This window comes from Streptomyces sp. NPDC058579 (assembly GCF_042718575.1).
Lineage (GTDB): Bacteria > Actinomycetota > Actinomycetes > Streptomycetales > Streptomycetaceae > Streptomyces.
Map to the genome: position 1 here is coordinate 377,827 of NZ_JBHXPI010000004.1, position 16,881 is coordinate 394,707.

A 16,881-nucleotide genomic window follows, 5' to 3' on the forward strand; every position below is an offset into this window, starting at 1 on the left:
CGTCCCCTAGGGGGCACACGCGCGTGGGCGCAACTCCTGGGGTACGCGCGCGTGGGGCGGCGCAACCGCGGGGGTACGACCACTGACCACCGCAGGGCGACGCGGACCCCGTAGCCGTACGCCGACGCTTGCGGCGTGAACCCAGACGTCCTCGATCTCGCCCGGCTGCAGTTCGCCCTCACGGCGGGCGGCCACTTCCTCTTCGTCGCGCTGACGCTGGGGCTCGCGACCGTGGTCGCCGTCGTCCAGACGGTGGCGACGATCGGGCGGAAGCCCCTGCACGCGCGCATGGTCCGCTACTGGGGCCAGCTGTACGTGATCAACTACGCGGTCGGGATCGTCACCGGCATCGTGATGGAGTTCCAGTTCGGGATGAGCTGGAGCGGGCTGACGCACTACGCGGGCAATGTCTTCGGCGCCTCGCTCGCGGTCGAGACGATCGTCGCGTTCTTCGTCGAGTCGACCTTCCTCGGGCTGTGGATCTTCGGCTGGCACCGCTTCAACCGCTGGGTCCATCTGGCGATGATCTGGATCGTGACGCTGACCGCGTACGTCTCGGCGTACTGGATCCTCGTCTCCAACGGCTTCCTCAACCACCCGGTCGGGTACCGCGTGGCCGAGGGCGGCGACACGCTCGTCCTGGACGACCCGGTCGCCGTGCTGACCAACCCCTCGGCGCTGCTCGCCTTCGGGCACATCCTCGCCGGGGCGCTGCTCACGGCCGGCTTCTTCGTGGCCGGCGTCAGCGCGTACCACCTGTTCCGGCGGACCCCCGAGTGGGAGTTCTTCGGCCGGAGTCTGCGGATCGGGGTTTTCCTCTCGTTCCCCGCGCTGATGGTCACGGCCGTCTTCGGCGGCGTCCAGTTGGCCACGCTGAGCACCTTCCAGCCCATGAAGTCGGCCGTGTTCAGCCAGAAGACCGCCGAAATCGCGCAGATCCAGGCGGACATGGTCGCCCGGTTCGGCCCCGGCGACTACGTCCCCTCGGAGGCGTGGACCCGCGGGAGCGGGCTTGTCATGCTCATCAGCTTCGCCCTGATGATGTACTTCACCTTCGCCGGCGTGATCCTGGCCTGCTTCAAGGCGGTCGTCTTCCGTTTCCGGCTCTGGCATCTGGCCCTCATGGCCGCCGTACCGCTGCCCTACCTCGCGATGATCAGCGGCTGGGTGTTCCGCGAGGCGGGCCGCCAGCCCTGGGTCGTGTACGGCCTGTTGAAGACCGAGGACGCGGTCTCCGACCTCTCCCCCGGCGCCATGCGCGCCTCTCTGATCGTCTTCACGACCCTCTTCGGGCTGCTCGTCGTCCTCAACGCCTGGCTGCTCGCCCGGACCGCCCGCCGGGGCCCGGTCGACGCCGGTCTCGGCCACGACGACCGGAACGGACGCGAGGACGGGCGCGTGGACGGACGCATGGACGGGCGCGTGGACGGACGCGACGAAGGACCCGACGACGGGCCCGAGGACCCCGCCGATTCCCTGCCCGCCACGAGCTACTGAGGAGCCCGGCCGTGGAAACCCTCGCCATCGTTCTGCTCGCCTTCTTCGCCACCGGCTACTTCGTGCTCGCGGGCGCGGACATCGGAACCGGGATGGTCAGCCCGTACCTCGGGCGCACCGACCGCGAACGCCGGCTCGTCATCGCCTCCTTCGCGCCCTTCTTCCTGGGGAACGAGGTGTGGCTGATCGCCACGGCGGGCGTGCTCGTCGGCTGTTTCCCCGACGTCGAGGGGGAGCTGCTGTCCGGCCAGTTCGCGGTCCTCGTCCCCCTGCTGACCGGCTGGATCGTCCGTGACCTCGGGCTGTGGTCACGCGGCCGGGGGCCGGGGCGGCGCTGGCGGGCGGTCTGCGACGGCGCGGTGGTGTGCGGCAGTTGGACGGTCGCGCTGTCCTGGGGGTGGCTGCTGGCCGCGCCGCTGACCGGTACGCCGTACGAGCGGGCCGACGGCGTGACCGCGATCCTCGTCGCCCTCGCCACGGCCGCCCTGTTCGCCGCGCACGGGCTCGGCTTCGCCGCGCTCCGGCTGACGGGGCCGCCGTACGAACGCGCCCGACTGCTCGTGGGGCGCACCGGGCGGTGGCAGTCCTTCGCGCTCACCGCCGCGCTGCTCGGCGCCCTGCCGCTGCTCGCCGGGAGCGCCCTCCCGCTGACCGAGCGGGCCGCGGACGGCGCCACGCTCGCCCTGCTCGTGCCCGCGCTGCTCGTCGTCACCCCGTTCCTCGTCGCCGCCCAGGTGTGGACCTGGCGGACCTTCCGGCACCGGGTGACCCGTCCCTCGTACCTGTAACTCCCAGAAGGAGAACCGATCATGACCGTCACGCGGGACACCGATCCCACGACGAACCCACCGACCCGGCGGGGCAGCGTCTTCGAGCGCCTGGCCGGGTTCTCGTACCGCCACCGCTGGTCCGCCGTGCTGCTGTGGATCGTCGTGGTGGCCGCCGCGACCGGCGCCTCGACGGCGGTCGGGAGCGCGTACCACAACGACTTCTCGCTGCCCGGCACCGATTCGCAGGCGGCCAGGACCGTCCTGGAACGGCACGGCTCCGACCAGGCCACGGACGCCACCCTGGAGATCGTGGTCAAGGACGAGCGGGGCGTACGGGAGAAGACCGTCCACGCGCGCGTGGAAGGACTGCTCGACACGGTCGAGGGCCTCCCCGGTGTGACGGACGTACGCAGCCCGTACGAGGAGAGGGCGGCGGTCTCCGGTGACGGCACCGTCGCCTACGCCACCGTCACCCTCGACGGCGCGGCGGAGAACACCGACCGCGCCGAGGTCCTGAAGATCATCGACACCGTGCGGGAGGCGCAGGGCGACGGGCTGACCGCCGCAGTCGGCGGTGACGCGGCCCGCGGCGCCGAGGAGGGCGGCGGCGGTCCGGCCGAGGGCGCGGGGATGCTGGGTGCCCTGGTGATCCTGGTCTTCCTGTTCGGGTCCCTGGTCGCGGCGAGCCTGCCCGTGGTCACCGCGCTCTTCGCGGTCGGCAGCTCGATCGGGCTTATCGCGCTCGCCTCGCACCTCGCGGACGTCGCGGACTTCACCCCGCCCATCATGATGCTGGTCGGCCTCGGGGTCGGCATCGACTACGCGCTGCTGATCTTCTCCCGCCACCGCACCGAACTGCTCCACGGCGCCGAGCCCGAGCAGGCCGCCAGGACCGCGCTCGACGCGGCGGGACGCACGGTCTTCTTCGCGGGCTGCACGGTGATCATCGCGCTGATGGGTCTGGTCGTGCTCGGCCTCGGCTCGCTGCAGGGCGTGGCGCTCGCGGTCGCGCTGACCGTCCTCGTCACGATGGCCGCCTCGCTCACCCTGCTCCCGGCGCTGCTGGCCCTCTTCGGCCGGCGCATCCAGCGGCAGGTCGCCCGGCGGGCCGCGAAGGCGAAGCGCCCGGAGGGCGCCCGGTGGCGCGGCTGGGCGACGGCCGTGCAGAAGCGGCCGTGGGCGGCGCTGCTGGTCTCCCTGGTGGCCCTGGGCGCGCTCGCCGCGCCCGCGCTCGACATGCGGCTCGGCTTCGCCGACGCGGGCAACGACGCCCCGGCGAAGTCCAGTCGGCAGGCGTACGACCTGCTGGCCGAGGGCTTCGGGCCCGGCTTCAACGGACCGCTGATCGTCGTCGCGGACGGCGGCGGGGAGCGCGCCGCGGCCTCGCTGCGTCAGGCCCTGGAGAACACCGACGGCATCGCGGCGGCGACCGCGCCGATCCCGACGCGGGACGCCGCCGTCTCGACCGTCATCGCGTTCCCCGAGTCGGCGCCCCAGGCCGAGGCGACCTCGGAGCTCGTCGACCGGCTGCGCTCCGAGGTCCTGCCGCCGGTGGAGCGGGCGACCGGCGCCGATCTGCTGGTCGGCGGACCGACGGCGGCGACCGAGGACTTCGCCGCCACGGTCGCGGACCGGATGCCGCTCTTCGTCGCCGTCGTCGTCGGCCTCTCCATGGTCCTGCTGCTCCTCGTCTTCCGGTCCGTACTGATCCCGGTCAAGGCTGCCCTGCTCAACCTGGTGAGCATCGGAGCGGCCCTCGGGGTGATCACCCTGGTCTTCCAGCACGGCTGGTTCGGGGTGCAGCCCGGCCCGATCGAGGCGTTCATCCCGGTGATGATCTTCGCGATCGTCTTCGGTCTCTCGATGGACTACGAGGTCTTCCTGCTCTCCCGGATCCACGAGGAGTGGGAGCGCACGCGGGACCCGCAGGGCGCGGTGCGGGAGGGTCTCGCGGCGACAGGGAAGGTCATCACGGCCGCCGCGGCGATCATGATCGTGGTGTTCTCGGCCTTCGTCCTCAGCCCCGACCGGATGCTCCAGCAGTTCGGGCTCGGCCTCGCCGTGGCGATCCTGCTGGACGCGGTGGTCATCCGCTGCCTGATCGTGCCCGCGGTGATGCAACTGCTCGGCCGGCGCGCGTGGTGGCTCCCGGCCCCGCTGGCGCGCGTACTGCCGAAGGTCCGACTGGAACGCGACTGACGACGCCGCGCGGGCAGCTCAGGGTCGGGTGCCGTCCTCCCCGGACGGGGCCTGGCCCTGCTCCTTCTTGTGCTGCAGCGCCTTCTGGAGCCGGGCGACGACGGCCTCCCCGTAGCGCCGGTGGCCGTGCACGCGCGGGTCGTCGGTCACGTCGTACCGCTTCACATAGGCGCCCAGGAAGGCCTGCAGGGTGGCGACGGCCGGGATCGCGATCAGCGCGCCGACCGCGCCGAGCAACGCCGTACCGGCGATCACCGAGCCGAACGCCACCGCCGGGTGGATGTCCACCGTCTTGGACGTCAGCTTCGGCTGCAGGACGTAGTTCTCGAACTGCTGGTAGACCACGACGAACGCCAGCACCCACAGCGCGTACCAGGGGTTCTCGGTGAACGCGATCAGCATGGGCAGCGCGCCCGCCAGGTATGTGCCGATGGTGGGGATGAACTGCGAGACCAGGCCCACCCAGACCGCGAGCGCCGGGGCGTACGGCACGCCCAGGATCTCCAGCAGGATGAAGTGCGCGACGCCGGAGATCAGGGCCATCAGGCCGCGCGAGTACAGATAGCCGCCGGTCTTGTCGACGGCGATCTCCCAGGCCCGAAGGACCTCGGTCTGGCGGGCCGGGGGCAGGACCGAGCACAGCGCGCGGCGCAGCCGGGGCCCGTCGGCGGCGAAGTAGAACGAGAACAGGAAGATCGTCAGCACCTTGAACAGGCCGCCGAGGACGGTGGCCGAGACGTCAAGCACGCCGCTCGCGCTGTTCTGCACGTACTTCTGGAGCCAGTCGGAGCGCAGGAGACTGTCCTGGACCTCGACGCGGGACAGCTCGGTGTGGAACGTCTGGTTGCTCCAGTTGATCAGTGAGTCGAGGTACTTGGGGAAGTTCTCGACCATGTCGACGATCTGGCCGGCGAGCATCGAGCCGAGCAGGACGACGAAGCCCACGCCGAAGACCATCACGGCGAGGAAGACGAGGAACGTGGCGAGTCCTCGCCGCATGCCCCGGGCGGCCATCCTTCCGACGGCCGGTTCGATGGCGAGCGCCAGGAAGAACGCGACGACGATGTTCACGAGCAGCCCGATGAGCTGGTGGAACGCCCAGCTGCCCAGCTGGAAGCAGGCGTAGAGCGCGAGGGCGAGCACCATGGCCCGGGGCAGCCAGCGGGGCATCCGGGCGTACGGCCCGGCCTTCACTCCGTCCCCCGGCCCGCCGGAGCCGGGACCGGCTCCGGCCGGGGACGTCGCGGGCCCGCTCCCGGGGGCCGGGATCCCGCCCCGGGCCGGCGCGGGCACGGAGCCGGAGGCGGCGGACTTGGATCCGGGGCTCGCCGCTCCCGAAGCCTCGGAGCCCGGGACCGCGGACCCGGACGTCCCCCCGGGGGCTCTGCCCACGGCCGACCGCCCCTCCGACCGCGCTCCCGGGGTACGCCCGGTCACAGCCTGGTCGAAGGTCCCGTCGGCGGTCGTCTTACCGGTCTCGTTGCCGGTCTCGTTGCCGGTCTCGTTGCCGGTCTCGTTGCCGGTCGCGTCGGTGTCGTCAGTCGGAGCCACCCCGCCAGTCTCGCGCACCGCGCCGACATTCCGTCCCCACCGGGGCCCGTCGCCGTGTGGCCGGTCGCGATCAGCGCCTGTCGGCCGGTACGTCCATGGCGGCGCAGACCGCCCGCCACACGTCCTTGGCCTCCCACCCGGAGTCCAGCGCCTCGTGCACCGTACGGCCACCCAGTTCGGACATCACATGGTCCCGTGCGAAGGATTCGGCGTAGGACCCACCGAAGTGGTCCGCCATCCGCTCCCAGAAAATCGTCAACCGCATGAACCCAGTATCCAGCCCCCAAGAGTGCAGCCCGGTCGGTAAGCCTTGTCACACGCCCCGGGCGCCCTACGGTCGGAACCATGGCTGGAACTCCTCTCGCGGCTCCGCATCCGACTCCACGCGCGCGTGCCGAACACTTCGTCTGGCTGACGGCCCGCGTGCTCGAACAGCGCCGGTTCGCCTACCACTTCCTGCGCGGCGGCACGGAACCGGTCGAGGTGGCGCTCGCGGCGTACCTCAACGAGGACGGCGGCTACGGCCACGCCCTCGAACCGGATCTGCGCGGTCCGATCAGCCAGCCGCTGCACACCGGGCACGCGCTGCGGGTCCTGGACTCCGTCGGCCGCTGCGGCGGGCTGCGGATCGAGCGGATCTGCCGCTACCTCACCGAGGTGTCCACGCTCGACGGGGCGCTGCCCGCCGTCCACCCGTCCCAGCGCGGCTACCCCGCCGCGCCGTTCGTGCCGATCGTCGACGACCCGCCCAGCGCGCTGCTCTCCACCGGCCCCGTGGTCGGTCTGCTCCACCGCAACCAGGTGTGGCACGCCTGGCTGTTCCGGGCGACCGAGTTCTGCTGGTCGGCCGTCGAGTCGCTGGAGAAGTCGCATCCGTACGAGATCGAGGCCGCCGTCGCCTTCCTGGACGGGGTCCCGGACCGGTCGCGGGCGCAGGCGGTCGCCGACCGTCTTGGACGTCTGGTGCGGGAGCAGCGCCTTGCGGTCCTGGATCCGGGACGGCTCGACGAGTTCCCGGTGGCACCGGGGTACGCGCCGGAGGAGCACCACTTCCCGTACGACTACGCGCGCGTGCCGGACTCGCTCGCCCGGCGCTGGTTCACGGACGAGGAGATGGCCCGCTCGCTCGACCACCTGGCGGCGGCCCAGCAGGAGGACGGCGGCTGGCCGGTCACCTGGCGCCAGTGGGCTCCGGGCACGGCCCTGGAGGCGCGGCCGATCGTGACGATCGAGGCACTGCGGACGCTGCGCGCCCACGGCCGCCGGATCGACTGACGTAAGGCGGCGCCACCGACAGACGCCGGTGGCGCATCGAGGAGCAGGGACGGGGGTGCGAGCCCGCTACCCGCCCAGGGCCCGTACCCCCGCCGTGACGGCCACGGCCGCGCCGACGACCACCAGGAAGGGGGCGCGCAGGACCAGGGCGACGGCCGCCGCGGCCACGCCGGCCGCGCGGGCGTCCAGGGCGAGGCCCGTGCCCTCGCCGAACGTCTGCTGGGCGGTCAGCGCCGCGAGCAGGGCGACCGGCAGCAGGGCCGCCAGGCGTTGGACGAGCGGTCGTTCCAGAGCGCCCGCCGGTACCAGGAGCCCGAGCAGCTTGACGAGGTAGCAGCCGACGACCGTGAGGCCGATCGCGATCCAGACGGTCATCGGTCGTCCTCCTTGCCCGCGGCTCCGGTCTCCGCCGCACCCTTGTGCGCCGTGCTCTTCCCGTCGGCCAGGCGACGGCCCCGCAGCCACAGCACCGCCGGGGCGGCCAACGCCGCCGCCAGGACGGGAACGCCGGCAGGCAGCACGGGCAGCAGCCCGAGGCCGAGCACGACGGCGAGGCCGGCCGTGTACCGCTCCGTCGCCGTCTTCAGCATGGGCGCGAGGAGGGCGAGGAAGACGGCGGGTCCCGCCGCGTCCAGGCCCCAGGCCTTGGTGTCGCCGATGGCCTCCGCGCCGAGGGCGCCGAGGAACGTCGTCAGGTTCCACAGGACGTAGAGCGTGAGCCCGGTGACGGTGAACCCGATCCGCGCGGCCCGCCGCGTCGGCTGCGCCAGCGCCACGGCGGCCGTCTCGTCGATGACCCACTGCGCGGCGAAGGGCCTGACGGGGCGCGGCAGCGCGAGCAGCTGGGACAGGCGCAGCCCGTAGAAGGCGTTACGGGTACCGAGGAAGAAGGCTCCGGCCGCGGCCGTGAACGGGTTACCACCCGCTGCCAGCGCTCCCACCAGCGCGAACTGCGAGGCGCCGGTGAAGACGAGCAGGCTGAGCGCGCAGGTCTGGAGCAGGGTGAGTCCGGATCCTGCGGAGGTCACGCCGAAGGCGAAGCCGGAGAGGCCGACCGCGATCCCGACGCCGAGCGCGTCGCGCACGACCGCCGAGTCCGCCTTGGTCGACTCCCGTATGACTGGGGGTGCTGTCTGTTCTGCCACGTCAGCGACGTTACGGGCCCGTCCGCGCGCGGTCTTGTACGTTCTTGCGCCCGCGACCGCCCACACCCGCGCCCACGCGCGACCCGCCGACGGCGCCCGCGCCCCGCTACGACGCGCGTGAGCGCTGGTACGCGCCGGGCGGCACCCCCACGCTCCGCGCGAAGTGCCGGCTGAGGTGTGACTGGTCGGTGAAACCGACGGCGGCGGCCGTCTCCGCCGGTGCCGTCCCCGTGTCGAGGAGCCGCCGGGCCCGCCGCACGCGCGCGTCGGTGAGCCAGGTGTGCGGCGGCATCCCGTACGCCTCCCGGAACGCCCGCAGCAGGGCGAAGGGACTGGTGCCCAGGTCGGCGGCGAGGCGCTCCAGGGTCGGCGGGTCGGTCATCCGCTCCTCCAGGACGGCACGCGCGCGTGCCGCGTTCCGGGCGCCCGCCGAGCGAGGCGCGAGCGGCACGATCCGGCCCCCGTGGCTGCGCAGCATCCTCGCCGTCACCAGCCGCAGCAGGCTGTCGGCGGCCAGCGCGTTGCCCTCCTCGGCGGCGCGGTGGACACCGACGACGAGCTGGGCTGCGTACGGATCGTCCACGACCGGGTCGGTGAAGCCGACGTCGCCGCGGAGCGCGATCGTGTCGGCGGCGATGGAGCGGATCAGCGCGGCGTCGGGGTAGATCGTGCGGTACGTCCACCCCTCGGGCACGCCCGCGTGTCCGGTGTGCGGGGTGTCGGGGTTGACCAGGGCGATCTGCCCCGGCCCCGCGTAGACCAGGTCGTCCCGGTAGTGGAAGGCCTCCACACCGTCGGTGATCGCGGCGAAGACGAAGGTCTCGTGCGTGTGCCGGGCGAAGGCCTTCTCCACGTAGTGGGCGTGCAGCAGGTCGACGCCGGGCAGCTCCGCGTACCGCCAGTACCGTGCGCGTTCGCCTGTCGCCATGTCCCCATTCTGCGTCACCGACCGGCCCGGCCACGAGCCGGTTTCCCCAGGTCCGGGCGGTTGTCAGTGGCTGGGTGCACGATGGGGGGCATGGTCAGGTCCGCGCTCGACTCATTCTCCCCCGCGACCCGTGGTTGGTTCACCGGGGCCTTCCACGCGCCCACGGCGGCGCAGGAGGGCGCCTGGCAGGCCATCGGCGCGGGCTCGGACGTGCTCGTCGTCGCCCCGACGGGCTCGGGCAAGACGCTGGCCGCCTTCCTCGCCTCCCTGGACCGGCTGGCGTCCACCCCGCCGCCGGCCGACCCCAAGAAGCGCTGCCGCGTGCTGTACGTCTCGCCGCTGAAGGCCCTGGCCGTCGACGTCGAGCGCAACCTGCGGTCCCCGCTGACCGGCATCCGCCAGGAGTCGGTCCGCCTCGGCCTGCCCGAGCCGGACATCAAGGTCGGCATCCGCTCCGGTGACACGCCGCCCGCCGAGCGCCGCGCGCTCGCCACGAAACCGCCGGACATCCTGATCACGACCCCCGAGTCGCTCTTCCTGATGCTGACCTCCGCCACCCGGGACGCGCTCGCCGGGATCGAGACGGTCATCCTGGACGAGGTCCACGCGGTCGCCGGGACGAAGCGCGGCGCGCACCTCGCCCTGTCCCTGGAACGGCTCGACGAGCTGCTGCCGCGCCCGGCCCGCCGCATCGGCCTGTCGGCGACGGTCCGCCCGGTGGACGAGGTCGCCCGCTATCTCTCCCCGCAGCGCAAGGTGGAGATCGTCCAGCCGCCGTCCGGCAAGGAGTTCGACCTGTCCGTGGTCGTCCCCGTCGAGGACATGGGAGAGCTGGGCGGCTCTCCCGCGTCCGAGGGCAAGGACGGCGGTGACAAGCCCTCGATCTGGCCGCACGTCGAGGAGCGCATCGCCGATCTCGTCCAGGCCCACCGCTCCACGATCGTCTTCGCCAACTCGCGCCGGCTGGCCGAGCGGCTGTGCAACCGGCTCAACGAGATCGCCTACGAGCGCGCCATGGGCGAGCCGCTGCCCGACGACGGCCGGCCGCCGGCCGAGATCATGGCGCAGTCGGGGGCCGCCCAGGGCGCGCCCGCGCTCCTCGCCCGCGCGCACCACGGCTCGGTCTCCAAGGAGCAGCGGGCGCAGGTCGAGGAGGACCTGAAGGCGGGCCGGCTGCCCGCCGTGGTGGCCACGTCCAGCCTGGAGCTGGGCATCGACATGGGCGCGGTGGACCTGGTCGTGCAGGTCGAGTCGCCGCCGTCGGTCGCCTCGGGCCTCCAGCGGGTGGGCCGCGCCGGACACCAGGTCGGCGCCGTGTCCACGGGCGTGGTGTTCCCGAAGTACCGGGGCGACCTGGTGCAGGCGGCCGCGGTGACCGAGCGGATGCGCAGCGGCTCCATCGAGTCGATGCGCATCCCGGCGAACCCGCTGGACGTCCTCGCCCAGCAGCTCGTGGCGATGGTCGCCCTCGACAGCTGGCAGGTGGACGACCTGCTGGCGGCGGTCCGCAGGGCCGCCCCGTTCGCCTCGCTGCCCGAGTCGGCGTTCACGGCCGTCCTCGACATGCTGGCCGGAAGGTACCCCTCGGACGCCTTCGCCGAGTTGCGCCCGCGCGTGGTGTGGGACCGGGTGACCGGCACGGTCACCGGCCGTCCGGGCGCGCAGCGGCTCGCCGTCACCTCCGGCGGCACCATCCCCGACCGGGGCCTCTTCGGGGTCTTCCTCGCCGGTTCCGACCCCAAGAAGGGCGGCGGTCGGGTCGGCGAGCTGGACGAGGAGATGGTGTACGAGTCCCGGGTCGGCGACGTCTTCACGCTCGGCACGACCTCGTGGCGGATCGAGGACATCACCCGGGACCGGGTCCTGGTCTCCCCGGCCCCCGGGGTGCCGGGCAGGCTGCCGTTCTGGAAGGGCGACCAGCTGGGCCGCCCGCTCGAACTGGGCCGTGCGGTGGGCGCGTTCCTGCGCGAGGTCGGTTCCTTGGAGACCGAGGACGCCCGGCTGCGCCTGGTCGCGGCCGGTCTTGACGCCTGGGCCGCCGACAACGTGCTCGCGTACCTCACCGAGCAGCGCCAGGCCTGCGGCCATGTGCCGGACGACCGGACGATCCTCGTCGAGCGCTTCCGGGACGAGCTCGGTGACTGGCGGGTCGTCATCCACTCCCCCTTCGGGGCCCAGGTGCACGCCCCCTGGGCGCTGGCCCTCGGGGCGCGGCTCGCCGAGCGGTACGGCATGGACGCGCAAGTGATGCACGCCGACGACGGGATCGTGCTCCGCCTGCCGGACGCCGATCTGATGGGCCTGGACCTCCTGGACGAGGAGCCGGTCGACCCCGGACGGCACCTGGACACGACGTACGACGCCGACCAGGCCCCGATCGGCGCCGCCGACGCCCTGTTCGACAAGGGCGAGATCGGCCAGATCGTCACCGACCAGGTCGGCGGATCGGCCCTGTTCGCCTCCCGCTTCCGCGAGTGCGCCGCACGCGCCCTGCTGCTGCCCAAGCGCAACCCGGGCAAGCGCACCCCGCTCTGGCAACAGCGTCAGCGCGCGTCCCAACTGCTCCAGGTGGCGAGCGAGTTCGGTTCGTTCCCGATCGTCCTGGAGGCGGTCCGCGAGTGCCTCCAGGACGTCTTCGACGTCCCCGGGCTCGAAGAGCTGATGGGCGACATCGAGTCCCGTCGCGTCCGACTGGTCGAGGTGACCACCCCCGAGCCGTCCCCCTTCGCCCGCTCCCTCCTCTTCGGCTACGTCGCCCAGTTCCTGTACGAAGGAGACTCCCCGCTCGCCGAGCGGCGGGCCGCCGCCCTCTCCCTGGACTCGCGCCTCCTCGCCGAGCTGCTCGGCCGGGCCGAACTGCGCGAGCTGCTCGACGCCGACGTGCTGACGGAGCTGGAGCGGGAGCTCCAGTGGCTCACCGAGGACCGCCGGATCAAGGACGCCGAAGGCGTCGCCGACGTGCTGCGCGTCCTCGGCCCTCTCACCGAGGCCGAGTTGACCGAGCGCGGCGGCGAGCCCGCCTGGGTCCACGAGCTGGGAGCTGCCCGCCGGGCCATCCGGGTCCGGATCGCGGGCACCGACCACTGGGCGGCGATCGAGGACGCCGGCCGGCTGCGCGACGCCCTCGGCACGGCCCTCCCGGTGGGGGTGCCCGAGGCCTTCACGGAGCCGGTCAAGGACCCCCTGGGCGACCTCCTGGCCCGCCACGCGCGCACCCACGGCCCGTTCACCTCCTCCGAGGCAGCCGCCCGCTTCGGCCTCGGCCCCGCCGTCACCGACGGCGCCCTGCAGCGCCTGGCCGCCGCGGGCCGGGTCGTCCAGGGCGAGTTCCACCCCTCCGGCATCGGCCAGGAGTGGTGCGACGCGGCCGTGCTGCGCCGCCTGCGCCGCCGCTCGCTCGCCGCGCTCCGGCACGAACTGGAGCCCGTACCCCCGGCCGCGCTCGCCACCTTCCTTCCGCAGTGGCAGCACCTGGGAAGCAACAGCCTGCGCGGGATCGACGGCCTCGCCCGCGCCGTCGAGCAGTTGCAGGGCGCGCCCGTACCGGCCTCGGCCCTGGAGAAGCTCATCCTGCCGTCCCGGGTCAGGGACTACTCCCCCGCGCTCCTCGACGAGCTGACCACGACCGGCGAGGTCGTCTGGGCCGGCGCGGGAGCCCTCCCCGGCAAGGACGGCTGGATCTCGCTCTATCCGGCGGACGCGGCACCCCTGTTGCTCCCCCCACCGCACCCGCTGGAGCAGACCGCGCTCCACGAGTCGGTGCTCACCACCCTGTCCGGCGGTTACGGCCTGTTCTTCCGCCAGATCGCCGACCAGGTCCGGGCCACCACCCACCCGGACGCCACCGATCCCCAACTGGCCGACGCCCTCTGGGACCTGGCCTGGTCGGGCCGGCTCACCAACGACACACTCGCCCCGCTGCGCTCCCTCCTCGGCTCGGGCCGCACGGCCGGGTCGACGGCCCACCGCGCCAAGCGGACGATCCCGCGCGGCCGTTACGGCACGCTCACCGCCGCCGCCCGGCCCGCGTCCCGGACGGGCCCGCCGACCGTCAGCGGGCGCTGGTCGCTGCTCCCGCCCGTCGAACCGGAGCCGACCCATCGCGCCCACGCCCTCGCCCGCACCCTGCTCGACCGGCACGGAGTGGTCACCCGGAGCGCCGTGGCCGCCGAGGGGGTCGAGGGCGGGTTCTCCGCGACGTACCGCATCCTGTCCGCCTTCGAGGACAGTGGGCAGGCGCGCCGCGGCTATGTGGTGGAGGGCCTCGGCGCGGCCCAGTTCGCGATGGACGGGGCCGTGGACCGGCTCCGCGCGGCGGCGACCGCCCGGGACCGCGGCGTGGAGGCGGGCGCCGGCCCCCGGGCGGTGGTCCTGGCCGCCGCCGACCCCGCGAACGCGTACGGGGCGGCGCTGCCCTGGCCCGAGCCGCCGAGCGGCGCGGGGCACAAGCCCGGCCGGAAGGCGGGGTCCATGGTCGTCCTGGTCGACGGGGAGCTCACGCTCTACATGGAGCGCGGCGGCAAGTCCCTCCTGTGCTGGCCGGACGACCCCGAGGACCCGGCGCTCAGAGCCGCGGCCGAGTCCCTGGCAGCGGCCGCCCTCGCGGGCTCGCTCGGTACGGTCACCGTGGAGCGCGTCAACGGAGCCACGGCCCTCACCTCACCCCTCGCCCGCCCCCTGGAGACCGCCGGCTTCCACGCCACCCCGAGGGGACTGCGCCTGCGCCCGTAAGAGACAAGGCCCCCGCCGCCGACCCATCATGGAGCCATGCCCGAAGGAGACACGGTCTGGCGGACCGCCCGCAGCCTGCACGCGGCGCTGGCGGGCCGCGTCCTGGTCCGGTCGGATCTGCGCGTGCCGCGGTTCGCCACCGCCGATCTCACCGGCCGCTCCGTCCTGGGCGTGACCCCGCGCGGCAAGCACCTCCTGACCCGGTTCGACGGCGGTCTGACCCTCCACTCGCATCTACGGATGGAGGGCGCCTGGCGCGTGTTCGCCACCGGCGAGCGCTGGAGCGGGGGCCCGGCGCACGAGATCCGGGCGATCCTCGCCAACTCCGAGCACACCGCCGTCGGCTACCGCCTCCCGGTCCTGGAACTGATCCGCACGGCAGAGGAGGAGAAGGTCGTCGGCCACCTGGGCCCGGACCTCCTCGGCCCGGACTGGGATCCGGCGGAGGCCGTCCGGCGTCTCACCGCCGACCCCGACCGCCCTCTCGGCGAGGCCCTCCTCGACCAGCGGAACCTCGCGGGCATCGGCAATGTGTACAAGTCCGAGCTGGCGTTCCTCGCCGCCGTCACCCCCTGGCTCCCGGTCGGCGAGCTCCCGCCCGGTGTCCCCGAACGCCTGGTCGCCACCGCGCACCGCCTCCTGGAGGCGAACAAGGACCGCCCGGACCGGCGCACCACCACGACCCGCCACCCCGCGCACCACCTCTACGTGTACGGCCGCGAGCACCGCCCCTGCCTGCGCTGCGGCACCACAGTCCGCCGCGCCGGACCCACGGCCCACCGATCCGCACCCGACGACCGCGTCTCCTACTGGTGCCCTGGCTGCCAGAAGGGCCCTGCGGCCTGACCTCACCCGCCTCCGGCGAATCGGTGAATCGGCGAGTCGGCAAATCCATCCCACCAATTGACGGACCGTCAGATCCAGTCGTACGGTCCGGTCATGGCCCTCACGGCGTACGACTTCACCGGCCGCACCGCCTTCGTCACCGGAGCCGCGAGCGGTATCGGCCGCGCGACCGCCACCCTCTTGGCCCAGGCGGGCGCCACCGTCCACTGCGCGGACCGCGACGAGCCCGGCCTCCACGAGACCGCGAAACTCGTCTCCGAGCACGGCGGCACCGCGCACACCCACGTCCTCGACGTCACCGACCGCGCCGCACTCGCCACCGCCGTCGCCGTCGCCGGCCCGCTGCACACGATGGTCGCCGTCGCCGGGATCATGCACACGAGCACCGTCCTGGAGACCCGCGACGAGGACCTGGACCGCGTCCTCGCGGTCAACTTCAAGGGTGTCCTCTACGCCTGCCAGGAGGCCGCCCGTTCGATGATCGCGACCGGCACCCGCGGCTCCATCGTCACGATGGCCTCGGGCGCCATGGACACCGCGAGCCCGGGCCTGCTCTGCTACAGCGTCACCAAGGCAGCCGTCGTCCAGCTGACCAAGACGCTGGCCACCGAGGTCGGGCAGCACGGTATCCGGGTCAACGCGATCGCCCCCGGCTGGATCCGTACCCCCATGACCGACCGGCACGAGCCCGCGGCCCAGGAGCAGGCGGAGGCGGTCATGGCCCGACGTTCCCCCCTGGGCCGGGTGGGCGAACCGCAGGACATCGCCCACGCGGTCCTCCACCTCGCGTCCGACGCCGCCGCCTTCACGACGGGTCAGATCCTCCGCCCCAACGGCGGCGTCGCGATGCCGTGGTGACCCGTGCGGGACCCCCTGTGCCCCGCACAACCCGCACGACCCGCCCGGCGGACCCTGCCGACCCGGCGGACCCGCCCTACCCGGCCGAGCCACCACGCCCAGCCGACCCAGCCGACCCGGCCGACCCGGCCGACCCCGCCGACCCGGCGCGCGCCGGTCCCGCACGCGTCCGGCCGCCCACGGCGGCGGACGCCGTCACGTGCACCGGCAGCAGACTCAGCCCCCAGCCGCCGGCCGCGACCGCCCCTTCCACCAGCCCCGACTGCTCGGGAACCAGCACCAGTCGCAGCACCGCCCACCACCACAGCCCGCCGGCCGCAAGGCCGCCCGTCACCCACCCGAGCGTCCCCAGCGCAACCCGTCGCCGTACCATGGCCGCCTCCTGCGGTCGACGCTAGACCGGCCGTATCACCCTGCGGGAGGGCGCACAGGAGGCAGCCCCGGCGCACGAGCCGCACAGCGCGGGCGCCACGCTAGGCACTCTCGGCCTGGAACATCCAGGCGTGCTTCTCGAGATCGGCCGTCAGACCGATCAGTACGTCCTGGCTGACCGGGTCGGGATCGCCGGTCTCCTGGATGCGCTCCCGCATCCCCACGATCACCGCGTCGAGGGCTTGGACGAGGAGCGCCACCGCGTCCTTGTCCTTGATCCAGCCGTTCGCCACCGCGACCGCCCCCACCGCACTCGTCGAGGCGACCGTCGCGGATCGCCCGTCCGGGTTCACGCCGATCGCCGAGGCCGCTCGGCGACGACGTCGGAGTGCTGACGGGCGGTGAGCACGACCTCGTCGAGCTGCAGATGGATCGAACGGAACCGCGGCCCCACCACGTTCCAGTGCACCTGCTTGGCGACCAGGGCCAGATCGACGAGGTCGACCAGCGCTCCCTGCAGAGCGGAGCCGACCGTCTTCAGGTCGGCGTCGGACAGGGGGCTCTTGACGACAGACATGCGGAATCTCCAACCAGTCGTACGTTCTCCCCACGATGCACGACGCACGAAAGCAGGGCATCTCGGAACAATCCGTAACCGCACAACCGAATTGAACGGAATTCAACCGACGAACGACGAAAGCCCCGGTCG

13 protein-coding genes and 1 pseudogene are annotated in these 16,881 nt (G+C 73.2%); 7 read left to right on the plus strand and 7 right to left on the minus strand.

Going from position 1 to position 16,881, the window contains the following annotated elements; genetic code table 11:
* The first annotated feature begins 135 nt into the window (after window positions 1–135).
* Genes ACFWRO_RS08660 through ACFWRO_RS08670 form a run of 3 tightly spaced genes read left to right on the plus strand, consistent with a single transcriptional unit; the run spans window position 136 to window position 4,466 of the window.
* Window positions 136–1,497 (plus strand): cytochrome ubiquinol oxidase subunit I, encoded by a 1,362-nt coding sequence (locus tag ACFWRO_RS08660; protein WP_384506249.1) that lies wholly within the window; start codon window positions 136–138, stop codon window positions 1,495–1,497.
* An 11-nt stretch (window positions 1,498–1,508) separates the two neighbouring features.
* Complete coding sequence (locus ACFWRO_RS08665) at window positions 1,509–2,285, plus strand: cytochrome d ubiquinol oxidase subunit II (RefSeq protein WP_384506252.1); 777 nt, start codon at window positions 1,509–1,511, stop codon at window positions 2,283–2,285.
* 21 nt (window positions 2,286–2,306) lie between these two features.
* Window positions 2,307–4,466 carry an MMPL family transporter gene (locus tag ACFWRO_RS08670; RefSeq protein WP_384506255.1) on the plus strand — a complete coding sequence of 720 codons (2,160 nt, stop codon included), beginning with the start codon at window positions 2,307–2,309 and terminating at the stop codon, window positions 4,464–4,466.
* Between the two features lie 18 nt (window positions 4,467–4,484).
* On the opposite strand, the gene ACFWRO_RS08675 is transcribed toward ACFWRO_RS08670, so the two are convergent.
* On the minus strand, window positions 4,485–5,636 hold the full coding sequence (locus tag ACFWRO_RS08675; RefSeq protein WP_384506351.1) for an AI-2E family transporter: 1,152 nt from the start codon (window positions 5,634–5,636) through the stop codon (window positions 4,485–4,487).
* A gap of 451 nt (window positions 5,637–6,087) precedes the next feature.
* Window positions 6,088–6,282, minus strand: a complete 195-nt coding sequence (locus ACFWRO_RS08680) for a DUF3046 domain-containing protein (protein ID WP_384506259.1) — start codon at window positions 6,280–6,282, stop codon at window positions 6,088–6,090.
* A gap of 80 nt (window positions 6,283–6,362) precedes the next feature.
* Between ACFWRO_RS08680 and ACFWRO_RS08685 the strand changes: the two genes are divergently transcribed.
* Window positions 6,363–7,292: a hypothetical protein gene (locus ACFWRO_RS08685; protein ID WP_384506261.1), complete on the plus strand. Its 930-nt coding sequence runs from the start codon at window positions 6,363–6,365 to the stop codon at window positions 7,290–7,292.
* Between the two features lie 66 nt (window positions 7,293–7,358).
* Here ACFWRO_RS08685 and ACFWRO_RS08690 read toward each other — a convergent pair whose 3' ends face one another.
* The 3 genes from ACFWRO_RS08690 to ACFWRO_RS08700 all read right to left on the minus strand — a co-directional run bounded on the left by ACFWRO_RS08690 (window position 7,359) and on the right by ACFWRO_RS08700 (window position 9,365).
* Complete coding sequence (locus ACFWRO_RS08690) at window positions 7,359–7,667, minus strand: AzlD domain-containing protein (RefSeq protein WP_384506264.1); 309 nt, start codon at window positions 7,665–7,667, stop codon at window positions 7,359–7,361.
* Window positions 7,664–8,437, minus strand: a complete 774-nt coding sequence (locus tag ACFWRO_RS08695) for an AzlC family ABC transporter permease (RefSeq protein ID WP_384506267.1) — start codon at window positions 8,435–8,437, stop codon at window positions 7,664–7,666. The genes ACFWRO_RS08690 and ACFWRO_RS08695 overlap by 4 nt, the downstream gene beginning before the upstream one ends.
* Window positions 8,438–8,543: 106 nt before the next feature.
* On the minus strand, window positions 8,544–9,365 hold the full coding sequence (locus ACFWRO_RS08700; RefSeq protein WP_384506270.1) for an AraC family transcriptional regulator: 822 nt from the start codon (window positions 9,363–9,365) through the stop codon (window positions 8,544–8,546).
* A 90-nt stretch (window positions 9,366–9,455) separates the two neighbouring features.
* Between ACFWRO_RS08700 and ACFWRO_RS08705 the strand changes: the two genes are divergently transcribed.
* The 3 genes from ACFWRO_RS08705 to ACFWRO_RS08715 all read left to right on the plus strand — a co-directional run bounded on the left by ACFWRO_RS08705 (window position 9,456) and on the right by ACFWRO_RS08715 (window position 15,800).
* The gene (locus ACFWRO_RS08705) at window positions 9,456–14,096 is read left to right on the plus strand and encodes a DEAD/DEAH box helicase (RefSeq protein ID WP_384506273.1); all 4,641 of its coding nucleotides are present in this window, start codon (window positions 9,456–9,458) and stop codon (window positions 14,094–14,096) included.
* Between the two features lie 36 nt (window positions 14,097–14,132).
* Complete coding sequence (locus ACFWRO_RS08710) at window positions 14,133–14,942, plus strand: Fpg/Nei family DNA glycosylase (RefSeq protein WP_384506276.1); 810 nt, start codon at window positions 14,133–14,135, stop codon at window positions 14,940–14,942.
* Between the two features lie 93 nt (window positions 14,943–15,035).
* Window positions 15,036–15,800, plus strand: coding sequence for an SDR family NAD(P)-dependent oxidoreductase (locus ACFWRO_RS08715; RefSeq protein ID WP_384506278.1), 765 nt, complete (start codon window positions 15,036–15,038; stop codon window positions 15,798–15,800).
* Window positions 15,801–15,876: 76 nt separating this feature from the next.
* On the opposite strand, the gene ACFWRO_RS08720 is transcribed toward ACFWRO_RS08715, so the two are convergent.
* Together ACFWRO_RS08720 and ACFWRO_RS08725 are read right to left on the minus strand one after the other, a co-directional pair.
* Window positions 15,877–16,134 carry a hypothetical protein gene (locus ACFWRO_RS08720; RefSeq protein ID WP_384506281.1) on the minus strand — a complete coding sequence of 86 codons (258 nt, stop codon included), beginning with the start codon at window positions 16,132–16,134 and terminating at the stop codon, window positions 15,877–15,879.
* A gap of 139 nt (window positions 16,135–16,273) precedes the next feature.
* Window positions 16,274–16,749: pseudogene (locus ACFWRO_RS08725) on the minus strand (Dps family protein).
* Between the last annotated feature and the right edge of the window lie 132 nt (window positions 16,750–16,881).